Consider the following 21,832-nt stretch of genomic DNA (forward strand, 5'->3'; position numbering starts at 1 on the left):
ACCGTCGTCGCCGACGACCACGGTCCGCTGTCCGAGCGCTCGCTGCGCACCCTCGCCAACCGGCTCGCACTCGCACCGTCTGATCTTTGTCGACGGCCCCCGAGTCATCGACTTCGGCGTTGCCCCACGAGAGCTCGAACTCGGCCCGCAGAGCCACGCGTTCAGCCTCGGAGCCGTACGTGACGGCCGCGCGGCCTCCGTTGGGCACCGTCACCGTGATCGAACCAGCCACGCGCTGATCAGCCCGACCCTCCTCCCGTCGCAGGTCCCGTTTCCTCGGCCCAGCGTCGACTCCACGCGTCCAGCGGGCTCAGCGCCTCGACGAGGTCCTGGCCGAGCCGGGTGAGGCGGTAGCCGTCGTCGTCCAGGGTGAGCAGGCGGGCGGCGGACAGTTCCTCGATCCGGGTACTGAGCACGCTGGAGGACATGCGCTCGCACCGGCGCTGCAATTCACGGAAGCCGGTCGGAGCTTGCCTCAGCTCCCACAGGATCCGCATCGTCCAACGCCGTCCGAGCAGGTCGAGTGCGGCCATCACGGGACGCCCCGACGCGGACCCCCGCACCGGCACCCCCGGACGTGGCACCCCCGTACGTGGCGTGCTGGCTTCTTCCATGCTCACTCCTTGCGCTTCGGCTATCGAAGCATCATAGTGATTCGAAAATCGAAGCAGGAGGTGCCGTGATGCCCCGCATCGAACCGCTCACCCCGCCCTACCCCGCCGACATCGACCGGGCGCTCCGCCGATGGATGCCCCCAGGCGCGCCGCACGAGCCACTCACGCTGTTCCGCGTTCTGCACCGCAACCCGGAGCTGGCCTCGCGAATGTTCGCCCTCGGCGCCGGACTGCTGGGCCACGGGCTGCTCCCCGCCGCAGACCGGGAACTCGTCATCGCCCGCGTGACCGCGCGGTCCGCCTGCGCCTACGAATGGGGCGTCCACGCCGCGACCCTGGCACCGCAGGCCGGACTCAGCCCGGAACAACTCCGGGCAACCACCCGGCCCGACGCAGCAGCCGGCGCGCCATGGTCGCCACGCCACACGGCTCTGCTCCACGCGGTTGACGAACTGAACGGTACGGCCCAGCTCACACAGTCCGCCTGGGACGCCCTGCGCATGTACTACGAAGACGCTCAATTACTTGAACTCCTCGTACTGATTGGCTGGTACCGAACCATCAGCCTTCTGGCCAACGGGCTCCTCCTGGAAGAGGAACCTTGGGCCACCCGCTTCCCCACACAGTGACAACGTCTCGCCCATCAAGCGCACTCATCCCGAAACTGGAGGAACCATGCCCAAGGGCTACTGGGTCAGTGCCTACCGCACCATTTCCGACCCCGGAAAGCTGGCTGCCTACAACAAGCTGGCCGGTCCGGCCGTCGCCGCAGCGGGCGGTCGGGTTCTTGTCCGTGGCGGTCGGGTCGCGGCGCACGACGCCGGAATCGCCGAGCGCACCGTCCTGGTCGAGTTCGACACCTTCGAGCAGGCCGTCGCGGCGCACGCGAGCGCGGCCTACCAGGAGGCGCTGCTCGCCCTCTCCGACGGCGTCGAGCGCGACTTCCGCATCGTCGAAGGCATCGACTGACCGAGGTCAGGTCGGATCTTCACCGAAGCTCCCTGCGGGACAGGCCTTGGCACGGTCGCTCACTCGGCGTCGCCGTCGGCGGAGGTGGGGCCGGGACCGGGGTCGGGCGCCATCTCGACCTCGCGGCCTGCGCGTCTACAGTGCGGTACGGGTTCCGGAGGTGACATCACTGGGCACGGAGGGCACGTCCCGGCGGCCGAGGTCCTGGCGTACTTCGAGCGCGGGGACGGCACCTTGGGGCTCTGACGAGGTGTTCCGTTCGCACAGTTGGAGGAGTTGGCAGGTGTCTGCTCTGGACTTCTACTCTCACGTCGCCACCTGCGGTGATGCGCTTGGAGTCGGCCTCGGTGCCGGCCCGGAAGCCTGGGAGGCCGCCTTGGGGGCGGCATTCCTCGATGTTCCCGGTGGGGGGGGTGCGGCGGGACTACGGGCTCGTGGAAATCAACTTCTCGCCGGACCAGCCAGGACGGCAAGAACGGCCAGGACGGCCGGGACAGCCAGGACCGATGTCGTGCTTCGGCTTCGGCGTGAAGGTCCAACGGCTGCTGTACGACCAGTCCCCGGACACCGTGCCGTCACCGCTCTTGCGGGAGTACGGGGAATTCGCACCCCGCGTCCCCTTCGAGGAACTGCGGGCCGCCGTCTTGGCGCTCGGCCGCACGATCGAACTCGACACGGACAACACGTCGAGTGACATGGCCTGCTACCGGGTCTCCGCTTCCGCCGCCCGCATCCACGTCATCGCCGACCCCGACCCGTACGGGTCGGGCGACCCTGATCCGGACGGACATCAGAAGGGCGACGTCTGGGCCATCGACGTGTGGTGACCATGCGGACAGCGGGGGCTGCGCCGTCCTTGAGTCACCATGAGCCGGAGCCGGCCCCTTCCGCTCCTCCCCCCTCCCGCCCTCTCGCCTGCCGCCCCGCATACTTCTTGGATGGATACACCGAGGGCTTCCTGGCGCAATACCACGCACGACTGGGCGAGTTCTGTCGACCTCGATCATCTTGAGCACATTCGCCGGAACCCGGCCGCCTTCGCCCCCGGCGGCGTCCTGCACCTGATCCTCGAAGTCGTCGCCTACGCGGCCGACGAGGCCGAATGCGGCCAGGGCGGACACTGCCGCATCACCCTCCACCCCGACGGCTCCGTAGCCGTCGCCGACAACGGACGAGGCACCGACACGCGTCTCGACGAGCACGGCCACAGCGTGAAGAAGCCGGTCATGGCGACGAAAGACCTCAGGTTCTTCGACCGCCCCGACGCGCCGCTCCTGCCCGACGCCCGCTCCCGCTGTGGCATGTCCACCGTTGCCGCACTCAGCACGTGGCTCGTCCACACCAACCGCCGCCGCAACGGCTCCTGGACCCAGCGGTACGAACACGGAGTGCCCAGCACCGGCCTGCAGCCGATCCCCGACAACCGCACGACCGGGACCACCGTCCACTTCCTCCCGGACCGGCGACTGGGCACGGCGAACGGCACCACAGCCGACAGCCTCGCAGAGCTCACCGCATCGTGGCCGCACCTCTGCGTCAGCATCGACGACCACCGCACCACCTGAACCGATCACCTTCGGGTTCGGGCAGCGATCTTCCTGCTTCGAACTTGCGGGATGGACCGGCCCCTCTCCTCGACCGAGCCGAACTGCCCCGTTGGCCGCTGACTCGGCATGCCGTGATCCTCAGCGACCCGGGGCGGCAGAGCAGGAGGAGCAGGATCTCGTAGCGGAGGGTGCCTTTTCGGTCAGAGCCCCCGTCAGGCCCACTCGATTCCCCCGGGTACGGGGCCCTGGCCGAATTCCTGGCGACCGTGACCGAAGCCGTCATCCATGGCACCGGGCCGCCGACCGACGAAGCGGTACCCGGCCTGCACCGGCGCGCACCGGTGCGGGGGCCTGTGCTGGCGTCGCCGAGACTCGTCAGTGCAGGATCTCGGCGCGCAACTTCTCGTCCGGGGTGCCGATTTTCCAGTAGTGGACAGTGCCCCGAGCATCGCGGAAGTCCCCCGTGCCGCCGGTGATGGCCATGTCGAGCGAACTCGCCTCGCCCGTCCGCAGTGACTGCATCGTCAGGGCGCCCCGGTCGAGTTCCAGCGTGATCACGACCTGCGACGTGCGTTTCGCCCCGTCGAGGCCAACGACCTGGGACGACCCGCCCCCACGTCCGACAGCGCGGCCGTTCGACACGGCAGTGCCGGAGTACACGCTCGTGTCGCCCAGGCTCGGCCCTGCCGCGCCGAGATCGATGGCCTCGTACTGAAGGTCCTGAAGCTGGAGCTCGATGACCTCGACGTGGGTTCTCTCCGGTGCAGCGGCAGCGGCAGAGGCATCGGCACGGGCACTGGCCACGGCGAAGACGCTCAGGGCCACGGCGGCCAACGACAGCGGGACGAGCCTGCCGAACGAAGTGCGTACGGTGTTGTTGACCATGACGAAGTCTCCTCGCTGTGATCTCGGTGCGCTCTCAACAAGACGCTAAGGGCGGCCAGTTGAGACGTCCAAGGTCAATGCGGCCATGACGTCATGGCGCTGACGGCATGAGCAGACGGGCCCCTCGCGGTCTCCCTCACCCGCTGACCACCGGAACCGGGCGGGGATGGCACGACGGGCCTTCCCGCTCGCGCCGGACGGAACCGGCGCACCATTGGTCTGGACCTTGACAGGTCCAGACCAATGCGGTTGGCTCGGGCCAATTCCCCCCTCACCGAGGATGTGATGTCGTGTTACGCACGCCTACTTCCGCAGTGAAATTCCCCCGGCTCCTCGCCTCCCTCCTCGCCGCGGCCCTCCTCGCGGTGCTCTTCCCCCTCCTCACCGCGACCACCGCCGCAGCCGCTGCCTGCGCCACCGCCTGGAACTCCGGCGCGGTCTACACCCAGGGCATGACCGTCTCGTACGGCGGCCACAACTACCAGGCGAAGTGGTGGACGCAGGGCGAGACGCCTGGCACCACCGGCCAGTGGGGCGTCTGGAACGACCAGGGCACCTGCGGCGGCGGAGGCGGCCAGGATCCCGACCCCTCCGGATTCGTGGTCTCCGAGGCCCAGTTCAACCAGATGTTCCCGACCCGGAACAGCTTCTACACGTACGCGGGCCTGGTCGACGCCCTGAAGGCCTTCCCCGCGTTCACCAAGACCGGCAACGACACCGTCCGCCGCCAGGAAGCCGCGGCCTTCCTCGCCAACGTCAACCACGAGACCGGTGGACTGCGGTACGTCGTCGAGCAGAACACCGCCAACTACCCCCACTACTGCGACGCGGCCCAGCCCTACGGCTGCCCCGCCGGACAGGCCGCCTACTACGGACGCGGCCCGATCCAGCTGAGCTGGAACTTCAACTACAAGGCGGCCGGCGACGCCCTCGGCATCGACCTGCTGCGCAACCCGTACCTGGTCGAGCAGAACCCGTCCATCGCCTGGCGGACCGGCCTCTGGTACTGGAACACGCAGAACGGGCCGGGCACCATGACGCCGCACGACGCGATGGTCAACAGCCGTGGCTTCGGCGAGACCATTCGCTCCATCAACGGCTACCTGGAGTGCGACGGGCGCAACCCGGCGCAGGTGCAGAGCCGTATCAACAGCTATCAGAACTTCACCCAGATCCTGGGCGTCACCCCCGGATCCAACCTGAGCTGCTGACCACCGCAGCCACCGTCGCAGCGGAAGCGTACGTCGGAGCCCGGTCTGCCACCGCAGGCCGGGCTCCAGGCGATCCGCATCGACAGCGGCGGGCCGCCTAGCCAGGTGGATGAGGAAGCTGCGGGTCCTCGGCACACGCTGCTTCCTGGGCCGCCATCACCTCGTCGCCGTACTCGAAGGCCCATGCGCCGAAGGCGTCGATGGGCCCCAGCAACGTCCACCCCAGAGCGGTGAGTCGGTACTCGACCCGTGCCGGCGCGCCGGAGTGTTCCTGCCGGTCGACCAGTCCGTTGAACTGCAGCCGCCGCAAGGTCTCGGTCAGGACCTTGGAGCTGATGCCCCCGATCCGCTCCCGCAGTTCGACCGGGCGCCGGGGACCGTCGCGCAGCGCCCAGAGCACCACGGCGTTCCAGGTGTTGGAGAGCAGGTCGAAGGCGAGGCGGGCACGGCAGTCGGCGAGGAAGGCGTCGGTCGTCACGTACCAAATGGTGCCCGAGCCGCCTTCTAGCGTCGGTACGAACGGTCGAAGCAGGCACGGAGAGGGACCGCGTGATGAGAATCGGTGTACTGGGCACGGGCAACATGGCCGACGCGCTCGCCACCCATTGGGTGCGGGCCGGGCACGAGGTGGTCGTCGGGGGACGGGACGCGCACAAGGCGGAGCGGCTGGCGCGGCGGATCGGAGGCGGCGCGAAACCCGCGAGTCTGCGCGTGGCGGCCGAGTTCGGTCAAGTGGTGCTGGCCGCGCTGCCGTTCGGGGCGGGAGTGGAGGTGGTACGGGGCCTTGGCGCGGCCCTGGAGGGCAAGGTGCTGCTCGACTGCTCCAACCCGGTCGGGCCGGGCTTCCTGCTGCTGACGGAAGGCGGACCCTCGGCCGCGCAGCAACTGGCGGCGGCGGCGCCGGGAGCCCTCGTGGTCAAGGCGTTCAACCTCTGCCACGAGGACGTGTGGCGCATGCGGCCACCCGGCTTTGACGGGCGACCGCTGGCCGTCCCGGTCTGCGGAGACGACGAGACCGCCCTCGATCATGTGTATGAGCTGGTACGGGACACGGGCTGCGCCCCCGTGGCCGGCGGCGGCCTCGAACGCGCCGGACTCCTCGAAGCGACGGCCGCGCTCTTCATCGGGCTGTGGGTCGGCGAGGGGGCGGACGCCCAGGCAATCGCCCCTCCGCTGGCATACGCGGCCGGCCCGGGCGATCCGCAGGCGGAGGACGGCACAGCGGCTTCGCGCCGGGACTTCTGAGCGGCATCCGGACCGGCACCCCACATCGGGACGCAGCCCTGCTGACCGGGTCGGACGACAGTACGTCGTCGTCTTCGTCGACCGCGGTGTACGCGGCCCACCACCTCGCGAGCAGAACGGCCGGGTCGTGCTCCTCGGGCGACGACATCTGCCCGGGGAAGGGCTCACCGGCACCCCAGGGACGGAAGCCCGCTTCCACAGCTCCGCGGAGGCGGCACCGTCACTCAGCCACAGGACCTGTACGGCTCCGACCAGCGAAAGCGACCGCCCTCAAGCGCGGAACGACAACCGCGCCCGAGGTGTGCGTGTGCGTGTGCGGATCGCTGGACGGAGCCGCGTCCTCAGCACTGCGGAGGAAGGGACTTCACTCGGTGAAGACCTTCACGGAGTCCGGGCGCCCGTCGTTTCGGTTGACGCTGATGAAGAAGTCGCCCCCAACGTGGGTGACATCTTCGATCTCGTCTTTAAGGTCGTCCCCCGGAATTCCGATGTCGGTCTCCACGTCACCTCCGGACCAGTTGTACTGGTACACCCAGTTCCACCCGGTGGCGGGCGTTGAACTGTTGATGGACTTGGTGTTCCAGATGTAGTTCTCGGAGCAGTCAATGCCTTGGTCGGAACGATTGTCGTGAGTCGTCAGGTTGCTCTTCACCAGCGTCCATCCGCTCGTCAGCGAACCGGAACCGGGATGGGTCCACAGGTTGCCCGCGCGGCGGGCAGCGTATTTCCCGGCTCCGCCGGCCGCCGTCGCGCTGTAGCAGAAGCCGCTGATATTGCCGATGGGCAGACGGACCACCTCGCTTGCGCCAATGGCTCCGGCCGAGTCCAGGTGAATGATCGTCACATCCGGGCTGTGGTAAGCCGATTGGCTTCCCTGGGTGGCGATCAGGGCAGGGCCCTGGCCCCGGTAGTCAGGGTGGTAGGCGAGGTCGTTGCCGTGGCCGAGCGCGGGTATGGAGGTCGGCGCCCCGGCGCAGGTCCAACTGTTGCCGTCCCAGGTGGAGCCGTCGCGCAACCACCTGGACAGGACCGGCTCCGCCCCGCTCGCCTTGGTGAAAATGATGTAGAGCTGGCCGCCAGGCCCGGCGACCATGCCTTGCATGACGGTGCGGCCCGCCCTGCAGGCACTGCTGGTCGGGATGTTGAGCCGTTCCGCCCCACTCCTGTCCGTGGCGGCGTAGGCGGACGATGTCGAGGCAGTGGCGATTCCGGTCAGGAGTGCCAGCACGGACGCAAAACTCAGTAGTTTCTTCTTCACTCGGTGCCCCTCCTCCATGGACGAGGAGGAGGCTAGCAGTAGGCGTGTACATTTCATTCAAGGTGCTGTCAACTCACCTCACTGGTAAGGACTTTGACCAGAAGTCCCGGAGCGTACGACCTGTGGAAGTTCGTGAACGCGACCTTCCGTCAAAACCGGACGGGCTGCCGGCGCCGCCGCGTGCCCCACGACTTCCCGGCCTGACCGGCGCCCCCTGAATGCTTGCGGCATCGCGCATGGAAGCCTGTCCGCATGGACGCATGCGAGGACCGACTCGACGGCGGGTGGAAGTGGTGGGAGGCCGCCGTCGAAGAGGCGCAGGAAGGGCGCTGGGTCCGTGACGCCGTAGAACGGCAGGTCATCAAGGACATCGCTGCCGCCACCAACCCTCTCCACGGTGGGCGGATGGCCCCGTTCACCGAGGACTCGTGGCACGTACGCATCGGGAGGATCGCGAACTGGGCCGGCGTCCTGCGGCTCGCGGCCCGGTCGGGCGGCTGGGTGCTCCACCCCGTCGCCGGGCGCGTCCCGCCAAACCCTGCCGGCATGACCGAGCTGCTGTCCGGCATCTACGCGGTCGGCGAGCAGGGAGAGATCTGGATGCAGCGTCTCCTTGCGGGGGAGCTGCCGCCAGAAGACGAGATCGCGAAGGCCGAGGGCTTCCTCACCGGGCCGGGGTCGGTCGAGGACCTTGAGCTCTTCTTCTACGACTGAAAGAGGGAAGGGGTACATGCTGGGCCGAGCTGTGGCTAGGAAGCGTCGGCGTAGGCGAGATGGGTGTCGCAGACGGTGCAGCGGAAGAGCATGGCGTTTGCCTCCTGCCCGAGGTGGGTCAGGAAGTTCTCGAGCCGGGACGCGTCGTGCCAACCACCCATCCGAAGGTCGAGTCGAAGCTGGTCGAGTGCCTCGGGGTGGGTTGCCAGTTCGGCGTATCCGACCTCGCCGATGAAGGCGGCCGCGTCGTTGCAGTGGACAAGCCAGTACGGATCCTGCCAGGCCTGGAAGCCGGGGGTGCGGCGGGTGACCTCCTCGACGGTCTCCCCGCTGAGGCCCTCGAACCCGTATGCATCGGTGAATTCGCCTTCGAACCGTTCCGCGGCACTGCCGTCGGCGATGCACCAGGGGCAGAATCTCCCACTGACCTCTCGGGCCGTGTAGAAGGTAGCGGTATAGATCCACCCCGTGCTGCGGTTGCAGCAGACGCAGGTCTCGGCGCTCTCGCGGACGGACCCGCTCGCGACGGGGTCGGGGTGGTGGCGAAAGTGCGGCAGGCCGGTACTCACGGGTGAGTCTGCCGCTGAATGGAGAGATCCGCCTCGACGCCGGTGGTCTGTGCTTCGGGGGGCGTGCCTGTGAACCTCATGGGCCGCAGTCTGTCCGCAAGCAGGCCCGTGATCAAGCGGTGAGTTGGAAGTCCTGCTGGTCGGGGGTGGGAGAGAGACGCTCGTGCTCGCGGGTGTTGTGAAGTGCCAGCAGGCGCCCTCGACGACACCGGTGGCGATCGGCCAGCCCGCATCGGCCTCGGCGGTGCCTGGCTCGTGAAAGGCGTGTGCCGCAGCCCATACGTATGCACTGACGTGCTCGAAGTCGAGGATCACGCGGACCGTGACGCTCCGCCGGGCGGCTGCGGCATGGATCAGGTCGAGCCAAGCACTCGAGAGCTACTGTACCTACTAGTATGTACACTTCCTGCATGAGCACTGCGGAACGTCTGATCGAGAGCACTCGCGAGCTGCTGTGGGAACGCGGCTACACCGGCACCAGCCCGAAGGCGATCCAGCAGCGGGCCGGCGCGGGGCAGGGAAGCATGTACCACCACTTCGCCGGAAAGCCGGACTTGGCGCTCGCCGCGATCCGGCGCACCGCCGAGGAGATGCGCGTCAGGGCCGAGGAGCAGTTCTCCGCACCGGGGACCGCGGTGGATCGCATCACCGCGTACCTGCTCCGGGAGCGGGACGTCCTCAAGGGCTGCCCGATCGGGCGCCTCACCCAGGACCCGGATGTCATGGCCGACCCTGCGCTGCGGGCCCCCGTCGACGAAACCCTCGCCTGGCTGCGGGGACGCCTTGCCGACTTGCTGGCCGAGGGGCGCGAGCGCGGCGAACTGGGTGCCGCGCTGGACCCGCAGGCGACCGCCGCGACGGTCGTCGCGGTACTGCAGGGCGGCTACGTCCTGGCGCGCGCCGCCGACTCGGTGCAGCCGTTCGACCAGGCGGTCACCGGGGTGCTGGGCCTCCTGGCCGCTCATGTCCCCACCACCCACGAGTAGAGAGGTCCGGCGTTTCATGCGTGTCTCCCGTACGCCGCAGCCCACCGCCGTCGCACCACCCGAGTGGGTTTCCGGCGCGGCATGGGTCGACGAGCTCGCCGCGCCCGAGGAACCCTCGCGCTTGAGGGTCGACAGTGTTCACTTCGCGCCGGGCGCCCGAACCGCGTGGCATCGCCACCCCCTCGGCCAGGTTCTGCACGTCACCGAGGGGACCGGGCTCGTCCAGTGCCGCGGCGGAGAGGTGCACACGATTCGCGCCGGAGACAGCGTGCGCATCGCGCCGGGTGAGTGGCATTGGCACGGAGCCTCACCCCGCACCTTCATGACACATCTGGTCGTCCAGGAAGTCGCCGAGGGCGGCACCGAAGCCGAACGCGGCCCCCATGTCACCGAGGCCGAGTACCTGACCGGCCTGCTCGCCCACTGATCACCCGCTGACTACCCACTGATTACCCACCAAGAAGGCAGCATCGCCCGTGTACGCAAAGCAGTACGAGATCACCCTGCCCGCCTACTACGACATGAAGATCATCCGTAAGCGGGTCGCCGAGGGCGGCCACGTCCTCGACGACCGGGCCGGACTGGGTCTGAAGGCGTACGTCATCCGTGAACGCGGCGTCGACGGCTCGCCGGTCAACCAGTACGCCCCCTTCTACCTCTGGAACGACACCGGCGCGATGGCCCAATTCCTCGTCGGCGGCGGAGGATTCCAGAACATCGTCCGGGACTTCGGCCGCCCCGTCGCCCGGCATTGGGCCGGCATCGCCTGCCATGCCGGCCCCGCCCGCTCGGCAACTCCCCAGGCAGCCTCGCGCCGTCTCGTACCGATACCTGCCGACGCGGACCCGGACGGCACCGGACTGGGCCTGTCCGCGCTGATCGAGCGGGAGGTCGAACAACTGAAACGGCTCTCCGGACAGGACGGCGTACACACCGCTGCACTGGCCGTCGACCCCCACCACTGGCAACTGCTGCGGTTCGTGGTGTGGGCGGACTCCTCCGAGCCGGACGAGGAAGCGACCGAGCGCTACAAGGTGCTGCACCTGTCCGCCCCCGGCCTGGGCGACCTGCCGGAGGGCCGGAGCTGGTAGCGCCTGCTGCTTGCGATCGGGAGCATCATCCTCACGGGCCTACTGGGTCGCCACTGCGAACATGACCCACCGCCTGACCACGCCGAGCCCGGCCTCGCCTCGGACACTCCCTCGCTAGTCTCGGCGGTGGGAGTCCGTCCATTCGTCGGTGTTCCACAGAACGGGCATGGCGCCGACCGGGTCGAAATGGATGTAGGGGTCGTTGCTGTGGACCAGACAGATCAGCCGCCGCTGTAGTACGGCCGCTTCACGTGCCCGGCCGGCGATGATGTCGAGTACGCACTGCGCCGCCCGGGGTAAGGCAGCTGCGAACCGGTCGTAGTCGCTGAAGGCGAGGACCAGCCCCGCGCCCTCCGCCGAGTCGTCGTAGCCGCCGTAACAGGCCACGTCGCCGAGGCAGTCGTGGAGTGCGGCAAGGTTGTGGCCGTAGTAGTCGGGAAACCGCAGGGCAGCAGCGACGGCACGGTGCATGTCCCGTTCCGTGTTCCATTGGCCCGCCGCCAGACGGACGACACGGAAGTCGCAGTCTTCGAGGCGCCGCACAGCCTCCTCGAGGAGCCGCTGGCGCCGGAAGAGGGTGACGAAGGTGTCGCCCATGTACTCGATGCCGGGCCGGCCGGATGCCGAAGTGCTCGGCTTCTGCTCCGAGGCGGCGTGACGACGGTAGGCGTCCAGCAACCGGAAGAACTCTTCGACAGGAGTGGCTCCGTCGGACGTCTCCTGCTCGATTTGAGTGGCCCAGTTGAGTGAGCTGGGTCGGCCGAAGTGCTCGCAGAGCCACTGGTTGAAAGGGCCGTCGCCCCAGAAGGGGAAGTGCTCGTCGACGGAGTGCACACCCAGCGCCACCTGGTAGCCGACGAGTATGGATTCCAGATGGTGAAGGGACCTCTGCGGTGGTAGCCACATGCCGGGTCGCAGGCGGATCTGGTCCAGGAAGTCGTACACATCCGTGCACTCCTGCCAGTGCTTGGCGGTGTTCTGCGAGTCATCTTCGGACGGCATGGGCGCAGCCTACGGGCCGTTGGCGGAGGGCCGTGATCAGGGAGGACGCCCCGGCGCTTGTGCCGTCCTGCCACGGTTGTCAGAGGTGCCTGTCATCGTGTTCGCCGTGGACATCGATTCCTTCTGGGAGCTCATCGAGGAATGCCGGGCGAAGGCTCACGGCCGGGCTGAACGGCTTGCGTGGCTGGAGGAGGAGCTGGCGCGAAAGCCTGTGAGTGAGGTCGTGGGGTTCCAGGTATGCCTTGACCGTCTGTGCGAGTTGGGGTTCACCTGGGAGCTCTGGGCTGCTGCTGAGCGGATCTTCGGCGGCTGGTGCTCGGACGACGGCTTCTGTTACTTCCGTCTGTGGGTGGTCGGATTGGGCCGCAGTGCGTTCGAGCGGGTGGTGCAGTCGCCCGACACCCTGGCCGAAGTCCCTGAAGTACAGCGCTTGGTGGGCCGTCCGCGAGGTGCTTGGGGCGATGACGACTGGCCGGAGTGGGAGGAACTGGACTATGTCGCGGCCGAAGCCTACGAACGTGCGCCCCGGGGGTCGGACGGGTTCTCCACCTTCCACGAGGCCGTGGACGCCCAACAGGGTGCCGATGAGGTGGTCCGGGAACCTCTTGGGAAGCGTTGGGACGTGCGGGACGAGGTCGAAGCAGCGCTCAGGCTGCCGCAGTTGAGCTCCCGGTTCCCCGTCACGCTGCAGCCCTGAGCCGTCAGGAGACGCACGTCCATACCGGCTCGTGACGCGTGCGCTCCTGCCCGGTCCTCCGGGGTTCCTTGGGGCACGAGGGGTGGAGGTCGTGGCGTCGGTGTTCGACCGTCGGGAGCGGCGGGGGCCCGTGGGGGAGCCCGGCACGGATCGTGCCGGACGTTCGTACGAGCGCGATCACCGTGCACGGACTCGCCGACGACGCCACCCGGCGGCTGCGCGAGCGGGCGCGTCCAGGAGCTGCTGGAGGCCGCGCAGCTGGCCGACCCGGTGCGCCCCGAAGGGCGACCACAACACCCCGGCGCAGCTGCGCGAGGCGACGCGCTGACCAGCCGGGCTCACAGGGCGTTCGGCAGGGCCTCCCACAAGTGGGGCCGGTCGGAGGCCTCTTGGAGTGCGTGTACGACGTCGGGGTGCGGCGCGGCGTACAGCACCGGGTAGTCCACTTCCCCGCGCTCCTCCTGCGGCACCCACGCCAGCCGTTCGCCGCCGAGGGAGAACTGTGCGTCGACGCCCTCCTTGTTGCCGCGCGCGTCCTGCCGGTGCCAGGCTCCGTTGAAGCGCACGGCGACCAGCCCGTGCAGGCAGTGTCCCTGCGCCCCGTCGTACTCCAGCCGCTGGTAGCAGAGGGCGGTGGGGATGCCCTCGGCCCGCAGCAGGGCCGTGAGGGCGTGCGCCTTGGCGTGGCAGATGCCGGTGCCCTGTTCCAGTACGTCGGAGGCGCGCCAAGTGACGCGCAGGTCGCCCGAGTCCGCCGAGTGCGGGATCGTGTCGCGTACGAATTCGTAGGCCGCGCGCGCATAGGCATACGAGTCGGCCACGCCCTCCGCCAGGCGCGCGGCCGTTTTCCGTACGTACGGATGGTGGTGGTCGATGACTTCGTCGGCGGCCAAGTAGGCGGACAGGTCCGGGGTTTGTTGGATCAGCTCCATGGCGCACGAGCATAGAAATGCGACCACCTGTGAGTCAATGCATTTGCGGAGGCGCGTATATCTATGCAGCGAGTCGGGGGCTGTGATGGATGGTGCGCGGCCACTCCCGACCACAGGGGCCGCGCACCATCACCCGGGATGCCCGAGCGGCCGCACGAGAAGGTGCGGCCGCCTGCTGGTGCCTGCTCAGCGGCCAGTGCCGCGGAGCTCCTCGGACGCGGTGGGAGTCGGCAGCGTCGGGAGGTAGCGCGGGGCGCGCCACGCCCGCAGACGCTGTTCGACTTGTGCGCCGAGGGACAGCAGCGCCTCGTCCTTGTGCTTCCCGGACATGAGCAGCAGCCCGACGGGCAGTTCACCCACGGATCCGGCCGGAACCGAGAGGGAGGGGTATCCGGCCACGGCGGCGGGAGTGGAGGAGGGGATCACGTCGTTGTCCCCCCGGGCGCAGTCGGTGGTCCAGGCGGGCGGGTTGGTCGGCGTGGCGATGGCGTCCAGGCGGTGGGCGGCCATCGTGTCGTCGATCGACTTGCGTGCCAGCCTGGTGAGTTCGGCGCGCGCGGCCCGGTACTGGGGGTCGGTTGTGGGCGGCGCCGTGAGCGCGCTCTCGAACAACTCCACCCCTGCGAAGCACGTCTGCTCCGCAGGGGTGCCGCGATGGAACGCGGTGAGCTCGGCGAGGTTCCGGGGGCCGCGCCGTCCGGCGAGATAGGCGTTGATGTCGCGGTGGAACTCGCTCAGCAGCGCGGGGAATTCCAGCTCGGCCAGGCGGTCCTGGTAGGGCGGGGTGACCTCGACGACCGTCGCACCGGCGCTCCGCAGACGCTGCGCGGCCGTCGTCATGACCTTGTCCACGTCCTTGCCGAGCGACGGCAGCCGCCACAGACCGATCCGCCGCCCCCGCATGCTTGCCTGAGCGCTGCCATCGGCGGTCGTGCCGCTCGCCCGTGCCGCGCCCTCGCCCGTGACGTACGCCTTGTCCCGCTTCTCCCGCAGGGCGGCCAGTGTCAGTGCTACGTCGACGACATTGCGCGCCATGGGTCCGGCGGTGTCCTGTTCGGCGGAGATCGGCACGACGCCCCGGCCGCTCACCACGCCCAGGGTGGGCTTGAGCCCGACCACTCCGTTCATCCCGGCGGGACACACGATGGAGCCGTCCGTCTCGGTGCCGATGGCCACTTGGGCCAGGGAGGCGGCCAGCGCGGCCCCGGAGCCTGCCGAGGATCCGCAGGGGTTCCGGTCGAGGACGTAGGGATTGTGTGTCTGGCCGCCGACCGCGGACCAGCCCGAAGTGGGCTTCGCGGCGCGGAAGTTGGCCCATTCGGACAGGTTCGTCTTGCCGAGGATCACCGCTCCCGCTTCACGCAGGCGGGTGACCAGGCCGGCGTCCCTCTGCGGGGCGGCCGTGGCAAGAGCCAGCGAACCCGCCGTCGAGAGCAGGCCCTTGGTGTCCACGTTGTCCTTGATCAGCACCGGGATGCCGTCGAGCGGACCGAGGGCGGCGCCGCGCCGGTGGCGGGCATCACTCCGGGCAGCCTGCTGGAGGGCGGTGGGATCGGTGCGCAGCACGGAGTGGATCTTCGGGTCGATCGCCTTGATCCGCTTCAGGTAGGCGCGGGTGAGCCCCGAAGGGGTGAGGGCCCCGCTCGCCATGCGTGCCTGGAGCTGGGGGATCGTCACTGTGTTCAGGTCGATGCCCCGCAGTTCCGCATCTGCCGGAGAGGCCGGGGAGGACCCCGCTGCGGGGCGGACCTCGGAGGCGTGTGCGGGCCCGGCGGGGGATGTCCACCAGGAGGAGATCAGGAGTGCGGACACGGCCAGTGTCGCTGCGGTACGTGTGCCGGGCCGGGCCGTGTGGTGTGTGGCGGGGGAGGAGTCCGTGGACTTCCGCACCGTGAGGGGTCTCATGGGCCAAGCCGACTACAGCCGCCCGCTTGTGCGCAATAGCCCCACAGGGCCCTCGCGTTGGGCCTGCGGGGGGATTGCCGTCGCGCAGGGGGAGCCGTGCGCGGTACGTCTCGGAACGGCCGTCCCCTCGTCCGGCACCCCTCCGCCGAGCTGGAGCCGACCGACCATCCTCGCGCAGCGGAACAGCGGACCGGCATCGCCGGGGAGCGCGTCCATGCCCACGTCGGATGCCCGATTAAGCAGGGCGAAGCCCGGCCGGTGCTCACCCGCAGTCCAGGACGACCCTGCCGTGGGCGTGGCTGTTCATCAGGTAGCGCTGGGCCTCGGCTGCCATGGCCAGGGGGAAGGTGCGCCCGACCACGGGCGTCAGTGTTCCGTTGTCCAACTGCCTGGAGATCGCCGCCTGGGCCTCCGCCATCTCGTCCCCGTGCATGTTCCAGAGCGCGGTGCCTCGGATGTCCGCCTCGGCGATCATCGTCTTGCGCGATGTGAACGGGGCCGGACCTCGGGCGCCGACGATCACGATCCGTCCGCGCCGGGCCAGGGCGTCGAAGTCCTTCTCGAGGTTCTCGTTCGCGAGCATCTCGACGATGAGGTCCACTCCCTGACCGTGGGTCAGTTCCTGAACCTCCTCCAGGTAGCCGGCCTGCGTGTGATCCAGGACGTGGTGGGCTCCTTGCGCGCGTACGAGTTCCCGCCCTGCGTCGCTGCCCGCGGTGCCGATGACGGACAGCCCCGCGCCGACGGCGAGTTGTACCGTCGGGATGCCGACCCCGCCGCTCGCGCCGTGCACGAGCACCGTTTCGCCGGCGCGGGCGCCGCCCCGTTGGAACAGGGCTCGATAGGCGGTGAGGCAGGGGATGCCGACGGCCGCCCCCTGCTCGAAGGTGAGGGATTCGGGGAGAGGGTGCACCGACTCGACGCCGGTCACAACGTATTCCGCGTAGGTTCCGCTTGAGCCCAGGGGCAGGGCGGCGACGAATACGCGTTGGCCCGGCGCCCGTTCGGTGACCTCGGGACCGACCGCATCGATCACGCCGGCGCCGTCCCAGCCGGGAGTGAAGGGCAACTGCGGCTTCAGGAAGGCGTACGTCCCGGTGATGACATAGGTGTCGGCCGGGTTGACCCCGGCAGCGTGCAGTCGCACGCGCACTTGGCCGGGGCCCGGCTTCGGGGGTTCGTCCTCGACGTAGTGCAGCACATCGGCGGTGCCGAACTCATGAGCGCGAATGAGATGCACGGTCTCTCCCTTGTCCGCGGCCGGGGCGGCCGCTCGGATGCAGCTCTGAAGGAGGGCGCTGCGGCAGGCGGAAGCCCTGCCCTTCCCTGGCGTAGACAGTGTCTACACCTTCCTGGTAGACACTGTCTATGGAGACCGAGGGGGAGCGGTCCCTGGCCTGCTCGCCGCAGCGCTGCTGCCCAGAAGGACATGGATGGATGAACGCCCCCCGGAATCTGCTGCTTGCACAGTTCGAAGGAATGGCCGCGCCCCATCGACATCGGTGAAAGGACAGGCACCCGGATGACGAATCAGGATCGACACACCGCGCCAAGGACGGCGGACACGGGCGACGTAGGTCCGACGGCAGGCCGCCGGGGGGAGGAAGGGGCCGCCGAAGAGTGCATACGGGTGCGGTCGTCGGGAGGCGCGGAGTTCGCCGTGCGACTGCGGCGCACCCGGCAGCCGGACGCCCCGGTGGCGCTCGTGGTTCCGGCGGTGGGGACACGGGCGCGGTACTACACCCCCTTCGTCCACGGCCTGCACCGCGGCGGTCTGCACGTAGCGGTCACGGACCTGCGTGGCCAGGGCGAGAGCACGCCGGTGGCACGCCGCGGAGTGGCTTACGGGTACCGGGAGATGGTCGATCACGACCTTCCCGCCGTCGTGCACGCGGTCTCCACAGCGCTCCCTCATTCACCGGTGGTACTCGTCGGTGGTACTCGTCGGGCACAGCCTCGGCGGCCAGTTGGCACTGCTCAGCAGCGCGAGCGGGCTCACCGGGGTGCAAGCCGTCGTACTGACAGCAGCCGGGTCGGTTTGGTGGCGGGGGTTCGGTCCCGTGCGCGGGCCCCTCACCCTGGTCGGCAGCCAGCTCCTCGCAGCCGTCGCCACGGCACTCGGCCACTGGCCCGGTGAACGGCTCGGCTTCGGTGGCACCCAGAGCACGGCGGTCATGCGGGACTGGGCACGGCAGGGCCGCACCGGCCGGTACACACTGCGGGGAAGCGACACCGACTACGAGGCGGCGCTCGCGCAACTGAAACTCCCCGTCCTCGCGGTCGACGTGGAGAACGACAGCCTGGCGCCACCGGGTGCGGTGACCCACCTGCTGCAGAAGATCCCGGCTGCCTCGGTGAGCCGGTGGCACTACACCGAGGACCTTGCCGACGGCCACCAGCTGGACCACTTCAGGTGGGTCCGCCACAGCGACGCCATGAGCACGTACATCGCCGACTGGATCTGCCGCACACTCACCACCGGGCAGGCGGGGCCGACACGGCGCTGAGCTGCCCGGGTGGGCAGGCCGCTCGCCCAGGACGGCGAGCGGTCCGTGCTCCGTGCCCGCCGTTGCGCGCAGCGAGGGTGAGTGCCGAGGCCCGTGGGGTAAGTGTGGGCAGGAGCCGGCACCTCGCCAGCTCACCGCCCAACTTGCGAAGTTCACCTGAAGAAGTCCACCTCCAGAAGGGTTCCCCGCATGCCCCGTACGATCGCCACCAACTCCCAGGTCGATCTCGCCGGACTGCTGGAGTTCATCCGCCCCCGGCACCGGGCACTGCTGCTGACGCGACGCGCGGACGGATCCCCGCAGGCGTCACCGTTGACCTGCGGTGTCGACAATGAGGGCCGGTTGGTGATGTCCACCTACCCGGAGCGCGCCAAGACCCGTAACGCCCGCCGTGACCGGAAGGTCAGCGTGGTGGTGCTGTCCGACGAGTGGAACGGCCCGTGGGTGCAGGTCGACGGTGACGCGGAGGTGCTGGACGTTCCCGACTCGGTCGAACCCCTCGTGGAGTACTTCCGCGGCATCTCCGGAGAGCACCCGGACTGGGACGAGTACCGCGAGGCGATGGTCAAGCAGGGGAAGTCGCTGATCAGGGTGGTTCCCAGGCGCTGGGGCCCCGTCGCTACGGGCGGCTTCCCAGCCCACCTGGCAGCCGAGGACTGAGATTCCCCGAGCGCCGCCGCGGCCGGGCACCTGATCGCCGTGGGGAGCACGACCAGTTCCCGTAATGAAGTCCCTTGCTCAGCATGATCCGGGTAGGAAGGCGGTCACCGCAGCGGCGAAGTGGTCGGGGGCATCGTGGTGCACGACGTGCCCGGCGGACAGTTCGACCCGGTGGACACCGACGGCCCGGCGGGCGGCCATGTCTGCGGCGTGTTCGGGCGTCAACTCGTCGCTGTGGGTTCCATGGATCAGCAGCGTGGGGCAGGTCACCGATATCCAGTCGTCCCAGTGGTCACCGTTGAGCGCCTTCTGGGACGCCACGGTGTCGGCGATCTCGAAGGAGAAACCCCAGCCCTGATCCGACTGACGGAGGGAACGCTCGAAGTAGGGTGCCGCCGCACCCAGGGCCGCGGCCAGGGCCTCCCGAGAAGGCGCGACGCCGGGAAGGCGCGTCGTGAACGTCCAGTCGCAGTCCACAACCGCACCGATGTCCTCGACGATCAGCGCGCTGACCTTGTCCGGGTGCCGGGCCGCGAACTGGTAGGCATTCACCCCGCCCAGCGAATGGCCCAGCATCGCCACCGGACCGAAGCCCAACTGCCGGTGAAAGGCCGCAACATCGGCCACGTACTCGTCCCGCTCGTAACTGTGAGCACGGTCGGACTCCCCGTGCCCGCGCTGATCGAGCGCGATTACTCTCCACGCGGGGGCCAGCGCCGCAGCCAACGGAGCGAACACCAACGCTTCGCTGTAGTGCCCGTGCAGAGCCAGCAGCGGCCTCCCCGGACCCCCGAAGTCCACATACGACAGTCTCCGACCGCCCACCATGAAGAATCGACGCATGGTGTGGATGGTAGGAGGCAGCACTGACAATGCCCTGCTCAGCAGCGGATCCACTGCACATGACGAACAGTCAGGCAAGCCGGGGGGATGCGGCGGTGCGCGCGTCGCTGAGCGAAGCATTCCGCCCACGCCGTCCCGCACGGCAACGGCCCCGTGACGATGGTGGTCGTCACGGGGTCGGACCTCGTGCCGATGGCCCGCGTCAGCCGGTCTTCGCCGACCTGTCGAAGAAGTCGACGATCCGGGGCACGGCCTGCCGCACCGAGACGCTGTGGTCGTAGTTGCCGACACTGGTGACCCGGTGTGCGGCGCCGTTGCGCGTCAATTGGTCGGCGCAGTGGATCGCGTGGCGCGGGGCGACGTCCTCGTCGAGCTGGCCGTAGAAGATCTCCACTGGTACGTTCGGCCGCCAGTCGCACGTGGTGTCCAGTGCGCGCAGCTTTTCCTTCAGGAGGCCTTCGGGCTTACGGATCTTGTTGAGGAAATCCTGGTGGAACAGGGCTTCGGAGGTCTTGGGGAGCGCATCCCGGATGTCGTTGGCCTTGGTGTAGCCGTCGAAGAGGGACTCCACCCAGTTGGGGTCGGTGGACTTGAAGACCTCGCTGGGGGATCCGTACAGGCCGTATGTCTTGTTCCAGGCGGTGGCGAAGTAGGCGAGGTAGAGGCTCGACTTCTGGATCTTGTCGTTGGCGGCGTCGGCCTCGAAGGCGGAGAGGTCGAAGGGGCCGCTGACCGGGGCGAGCGCGCCGAGGTGGAAGTAGCGGTCGGCGGAATCCTGTTGGAGGGCCCGGCCCACCAGCATGGCCGCGGGACCGCCCTGCGAGAACCCGGCCACCTGAACCTTCCGCTTCAGCTCCCGTCCGTTGCGGTGGGCGACAGTTTTGGCCGCGCGCAGGCCGTCCACCGAGGCCGCGACGGTGGCCCGGGGGTCGCCGTACGGGTGGAAGCCCTCGCCCGAGCCGAGGCCCACGTAGTCGGGTGCCGAGACGGCCCGCCCGGTCGAGGCGAAGAGGAGAGAGACGAGCCGGTCGTTCGCCTTCGGGTTCTCCGAGGCGACGTCCTTGCGGTAGACGGTGGTGCCGTGCAGCCAGGAGACGGTGGACAGGTGGCGCGTCCGGTTCTTGGGCAGGACGACGAGCTGGCTCGCGGTGGTGGGAGCGCCCGCGCTGTTGGTGGTGCGGTAGACGACCCGGTAGGCGGTTACGCCGTAGCGGACCCGGGACGCGTCGATCTTTTCGTGGAGTTCCGCGGCCACTTCCTCGGCCGTGAAGTCGGCCGCCTGGGTGACGGAGACGACGGCCCCTCCGTGGGCCCGTTCGGTGCTGGGTTCGGCTGTTGCCGACGCGGGGGCCAGCAGGGCGGACACCCCTCCAAGTGCCGCTGCGCCAGCCAGAATTCGTACTCTCGCTTGCCTTAAGTTCATGGGTGGATCATGCACGTCGGCCGCCCCGCCGGGACATGGGACGACCCCCCGAACCCCACAGGGGGAAAGCCCCCCTCGGAGGGCGTGGGGGATGCCCGAGACCATCAAAGGGAGCTGAGACCTGGCCTGTTCAGGTCTGCGGCGCCGCGCCGGGCAGACGGTCGGCGAAGTCCCACCACTGCTCGATGTTCCATCGGCCGGCTCCCGCTCGATCCCTGCCGCCTCATGCCCCTCCTGGTAGGTGTCCCGCGTCAGTCCTGCGCGGTGCCCATGGAATCGAAGGTCTCGCGCATCAACTGGTCGATGGTGCCGGGCTTGTCGACCAGGGAGTCGAAGAGGTCCGCGAGCAGCCACAGCACGAAGCCGTGGACCATGGCCTCCTTCGGCTCGATCTCCCCGAATCCGTCGCGCCATGCCACGGTGTCCATGCCCATGGCGGCGGCCATGAGGACTCCCGTGGCCATCGGCACCTGCTCCGGGTCGGCCAACTCGAAGGTGGGCAGCTTGCGGATCACGGCAGGGATGAGGTCGCCCAGCGGATCGAGTTTCTCCCCGCCGCCGGGCGGCTCGGCGATCAGGTACCCGGTCAGGACGCCCACCAGGAACACCGTGCCCCGGGCGACCTCCTGCCGCCCGACGGAGTCCGTCGCGGCCTTCACCCGCTGCTGCGCCTCCTGGCGCTCCTCGGCGGACGTCCGCCTCTCCAGGACCCGGTAGGCGTCCCACGCCGCACGGACCGCCTCATCCACCACTACGCCGTCGCTGCTCATGCAG

25 protein-coding genes and 1 pseudogene are annotated in these 21,832 nt (G+C 69.1%); 13 read left to right on the forward strand and 13 right to left on the reverse strand.

Going from position 1 to position 21,832, the window contains the following annotated elements:
- Positions 1-239 precede the first annotated feature (239 nt).
- Positions 240-533, reverse strand: a complete 294-nt coding sequence (locus IE269_RS39415; RefSeq protein WP_318299693.1) for a winged helix-turn-helix transcriptional regulator — start codon at positions 531-533, stop codon at positions 240-242.
- Positions 534-682: 149 nt separating this feature from the next.
- On the opposite strand from IE269_RS39415, the gene IE269_RS39420 reads away from it, so the two are divergent.
- The 4 genes from IE269_RS39420 to IE269_RS39435 all read left to right on the forward strand — a co-directional run bounded on the left by IE269_RS39420 (position 683) and on the right by IE269_RS39435 (position 3,148).
- Positions 683-1,243, forward strand: a complete 561-nt coding sequence (locus IE269_RS39420; RefSeq protein WP_189828151.1) for a carboxymuconolactone decarboxylase family protein — start codon at positions 683-685, stop codon at positions 1,241-1,243.
- A 46-nt stretch (positions 1,244-1,289) separates the two neighbouring features.
- A complete protein-coding gene (locus IE269_RS39425; protein ID WP_189828152.1) occupies positions 1,290-1,583 on the forward strand; it encodes a DUF1330 domain-containing protein in 294 nt (97 codons plus the stop codon).
- Positions 1,584-2,089: 506 nt separating this feature from the next.
- On the forward strand, positions 2,090-2,410 hold the full coding sequence (locus tag IE269_RS39430) for a hypothetical protein (protein WP_189828153.1): 321 nt from the start codon (positions 2,090-2,092) through the stop codon (positions 2,408-2,410).
- A 111-nt stretch (positions 2,411-2,521) separates the two neighbouring features.
- The gene (locus IE269_RS39435) at positions 2,522-3,148 is read left to right on the forward strand and encodes a DNA topoisomerase subunit B (protein WP_189828154.1); all 627 of its coding nucleotides are present in this window, start codon (positions 2,522-2,524) and stop codon (positions 3,146-3,148) included.
- Positions 3,149-3,505: 357 nt separating this feature from the next.
- Here the strand turns inward: IE269_RS39435 and IE269_RS39440 are convergent, their stop codons facing one another.
- Positions 3,506-4,015 carry an allene oxide cyclase barrel-like domain-containing protein gene (locus tag IE269_RS39440; RefSeq protein ID WP_189828155.1) on the reverse strand — a complete coding sequence of 170 codons (510 nt, stop codon included), beginning with the start codon at positions 4,013-4,015 and terminating at the stop codon, positions 3,506-3,508.
- Between the two features lie 365 nt (positions 4,016-4,380).
- Here IE269_RS39440 and IE269_RS39445 point away from each other — a divergent pair, with 365 nt between their 5' ends.
- A complete protein-coding gene (locus IE269_RS39445) occupies positions 4,381-5,226 on the forward strand; it encodes a glycoside hydrolase family 19 protein (RefSeq protein ID WP_318299694.1) in 846 nt (281 codons plus the stop codon).
- 97 nt (positions 5,227-5,323) lie between these two features.
- On the opposite strand, the gene IE269_RS39450 is transcribed toward IE269_RS39445, so the two are convergent.
- Complete coding sequence (locus tag IE269_RS39450) at positions 5,324-5,704, reverse strand: winged helix-turn-helix transcriptional regulator (protein ID WP_189828157.1); 381 nt, start codon at positions 5,702-5,704, stop codon at positions 5,324-5,326.
- A 74-nt stretch (positions 5,705-5,778) separates the two neighbouring features.
- On the opposite strand from IE269_RS39450, the gene IE269_RS39455 reads away from it, so the two are divergent.
- Positions 5,779-6,471 carry an NADPH-dependent F420 reductase gene (locus tag IE269_RS39455; RefSeq protein WP_189828158.1) on the forward strand — a complete coding sequence of 231 codons (693 nt, stop codon included), beginning with the start codon at positions 5,779-5,781 and terminating at the stop codon, positions 6,469-6,471.
- A gap of 364 nt (positions 6,472-6,835) precedes the next feature.
- Here the strand turns inward: IE269_RS39455 and IE269_RS39460 are convergent, their stop codons facing one another.
- Positions 6,836-7,729: a hypothetical protein gene (locus tag IE269_RS39460; protein WP_189828159.1), complete on the reverse strand. Its 894-nt coding sequence runs from the start codon at positions 7,727-7,729 to the stop codon at positions 6,836-6,838.
- A 252-nt stretch (positions 7,730-7,981) separates the two neighbouring features.
- Between IE269_RS39460 and IE269_RS39465 the strand changes: the two genes are divergently transcribed.
- Complete coding sequence (locus tag IE269_RS39465) at positions 7,982-8,443, forward strand: hypothetical protein (RefSeq protein ID WP_189828160.1); 462 nt, start codon at positions 7,982-7,984, stop codon at positions 8,441-8,443.
- Between the two features lie 35 nt (positions 8,444-8,478).
- Here the strand turns inward: IE269_RS39465 and IE269_RS39470 are convergent, their stop codons facing one another.
- Both IE269_RS39470 and IE269_RS43530 read right to left on the reverse strand, forming a co-directional pair.
- On the reverse strand, positions 8,479-9,012 hold the full coding sequence (locus tag IE269_RS39470; RefSeq protein WP_189828161.1) for a CbrC family protein: 534 nt from the start codon (positions 9,010-9,012) through the stop codon (positions 8,479-8,481).
- Positions 9,013-9,124: 112 nt separating this feature from the next.
- Positions 9,125-9,375, reverse strand: a pseudogene (locus IE269_RS43530) (hypothetical protein); the annotation flags it as partial.
- A gap of 47 nt (positions 9,376-9,422) precedes the next feature.
- On the opposite strand from IE269_RS43530, the gene IE269_RS39475 reads away from it, so the two are divergent.
- Genes IE269_RS39475 through IE269_RS39485 form a run of 3 tightly spaced genes read left to right on the forward strand, consistent with a single transcriptional unit; the run spans position 9,423 to position 11,089 of the window.
- Positions 9,423-9,998, forward strand: coding sequence for a TetR/AcrR family transcriptional regulator (locus IE269_RS39475; protein WP_189828162.1), 576 nt, complete (start codon positions 9,423-9,425; stop codon positions 9,996-9,998).
- 16 nt (positions 9,999-10,014) lie between these two features.
- Positions 10,015-10,425, forward strand: a complete 411-nt coding sequence (locus IE269_RS39480) for a (R)-mandelonitrile lyase (protein ID WP_189828163.1) — start codon at positions 10,015-10,017, stop codon at positions 10,423-10,425.
- 49 nt (positions 10,426-10,474) lie between these two features.
- Positions 10,475-11,089: a DUF4865 family protein gene (locus IE269_RS39485; protein WP_189828164.1), complete on the forward strand. Its 615-nt coding sequence runs from the start codon at positions 10,475-10,477 to the stop codon at positions 11,087-11,089.
- A gap of 114 nt (positions 11,090-11,203) precedes the next feature.
- Here the strand turns inward: IE269_RS39485 and IE269_RS39490 are convergent, their stop codons facing one another.
- Positions 11,204-12,091, reverse strand: a complete 888-nt coding sequence (locus tag IE269_RS39490) for a barstar family protein (protein ID WP_189828165.1) — start codon at positions 12,089-12,091, stop codon at positions 11,204-11,206.
- Positions 12,092-12,197: 106 nt separating this feature from the next.
- Here IE269_RS39490 and IE269_RS39495 point away from each other — a divergent pair, with 106 nt between their 5' ends.
- Complete coding sequence (locus tag IE269_RS39495; RefSeq protein WP_189828166.1) at positions 12,198-12,788, forward strand: DUF4240 domain-containing protein; 591 nt, start codon at positions 12,198-12,200, stop codon at positions 12,786-12,788.
- A 338-nt stretch (positions 12,789-13,126) separates the two neighbouring features.
- Here the strand turns inward: IE269_RS39495 and IE269_RS39500 are convergent, their stop codons facing one another.
- The 3 genes from IE269_RS39500 to IE269_RS39510 form a co-directional block, all read right to left on the reverse strand.
- Entirely contained in the window at positions 13,127-13,720 is a 594-nt protein-coding gene (locus IE269_RS39500) for a transglutaminase-like domain-containing protein (protein ID WP_189828167.1), read from the reverse strand.
- Between the two features lie 186 nt (positions 13,721-13,906).
- Entirely contained in the window at positions 13,907-15,625 is a 1,719-nt protein-coding gene (locus tag IE269_RS39505; RefSeq protein ID WP_189828168.1) for an amidase family protein, read from the reverse strand.
- 262 nt (positions 15,626-15,887) lie between these two features.
- Positions 15,888-16,865 (reverse strand): NADPH:quinone reductase, encoded by a 978-nt coding sequence (locus IE269_RS39510; protein ID WP_189828169.1) that lies wholly within the window; start codon positions 16,863-16,865, stop codon positions 15,888-15,890.
- Positions 16,866-17,559: 694 nt separating this feature from the next.
- Here IE269_RS39510 and IE269_RS39515 point away from each other — a divergent pair.
- Together IE269_RS39515 and IE269_RS39520 are read left to right on the forward strand one after the other, a co-directional pair.
- Entirely contained in the window at positions 17,560-18,132 is a 573-nt protein-coding gene (locus IE269_RS39515) for a hypothetical protein (protein WP_189828170.1), read from the forward strand.
- A 189-nt stretch (positions 18,133-18,321) separates the two neighbouring features.
- Positions 18,322-18,792: a PPOX class F420-dependent oxidoreductase gene (locus IE269_RS39520; protein WP_189828171.1), complete on the forward strand. Its 471-nt coding sequence runs from the start codon at positions 18,322-18,324 to the stop codon at positions 18,790-18,792.
- 78 nt (positions 18,793-18,870) lie between these two features.
- Here IE269_RS39520 and IE269_RS39525 read toward each other — a convergent pair whose 3' ends face one another.
- From IE269_RS39525 to IE269_RS39535, 3 genes are all read right to left on the reverse strand, one after another.
- Entirely contained in the window at positions 18,871-19,635 is a 765-nt protein-coding gene (locus IE269_RS39525; RefSeq protein ID WP_189828172.1) for an alpha/beta fold hydrolase, read from the reverse strand.
- 202 nt (positions 19,636-19,837) lie between these two features.
- Positions 19,838-21,001 carry a lipase family protein gene (locus IE269_RS39530; RefSeq protein ID WP_318299689.1) on the reverse strand — a complete coding sequence of 388 codons (1,164 nt, stop codon included), beginning with the start codon at positions 20,999-21,001 and terminating at the stop codon, positions 19,838-19,840.
- 308 nt (positions 21,002-21,309) lie between these two features.
- Positions 21,310-21,828 carry a hypothetical protein gene (locus IE269_RS39535; RefSeq protein WP_189828174.1) on the reverse strand — a complete coding sequence of 173 codons (519 nt, stop codon included), beginning with the start codon at positions 21,826-21,828 and terminating at the stop codon, positions 21,310-21,312.
- Positions 21,829-21,832: the final 4 nt, after the last annotated feature.

This window comes from Streptomyces spiroverticillatus (assembly GCA_014650415.1).
Taxonomy (GTDB): Bacteria; Actinomycetota; Actinomycetes; order Streptomycetales; family Streptomycetaceae; genus Streptomyces; species Streptomyces spiroverticillatus.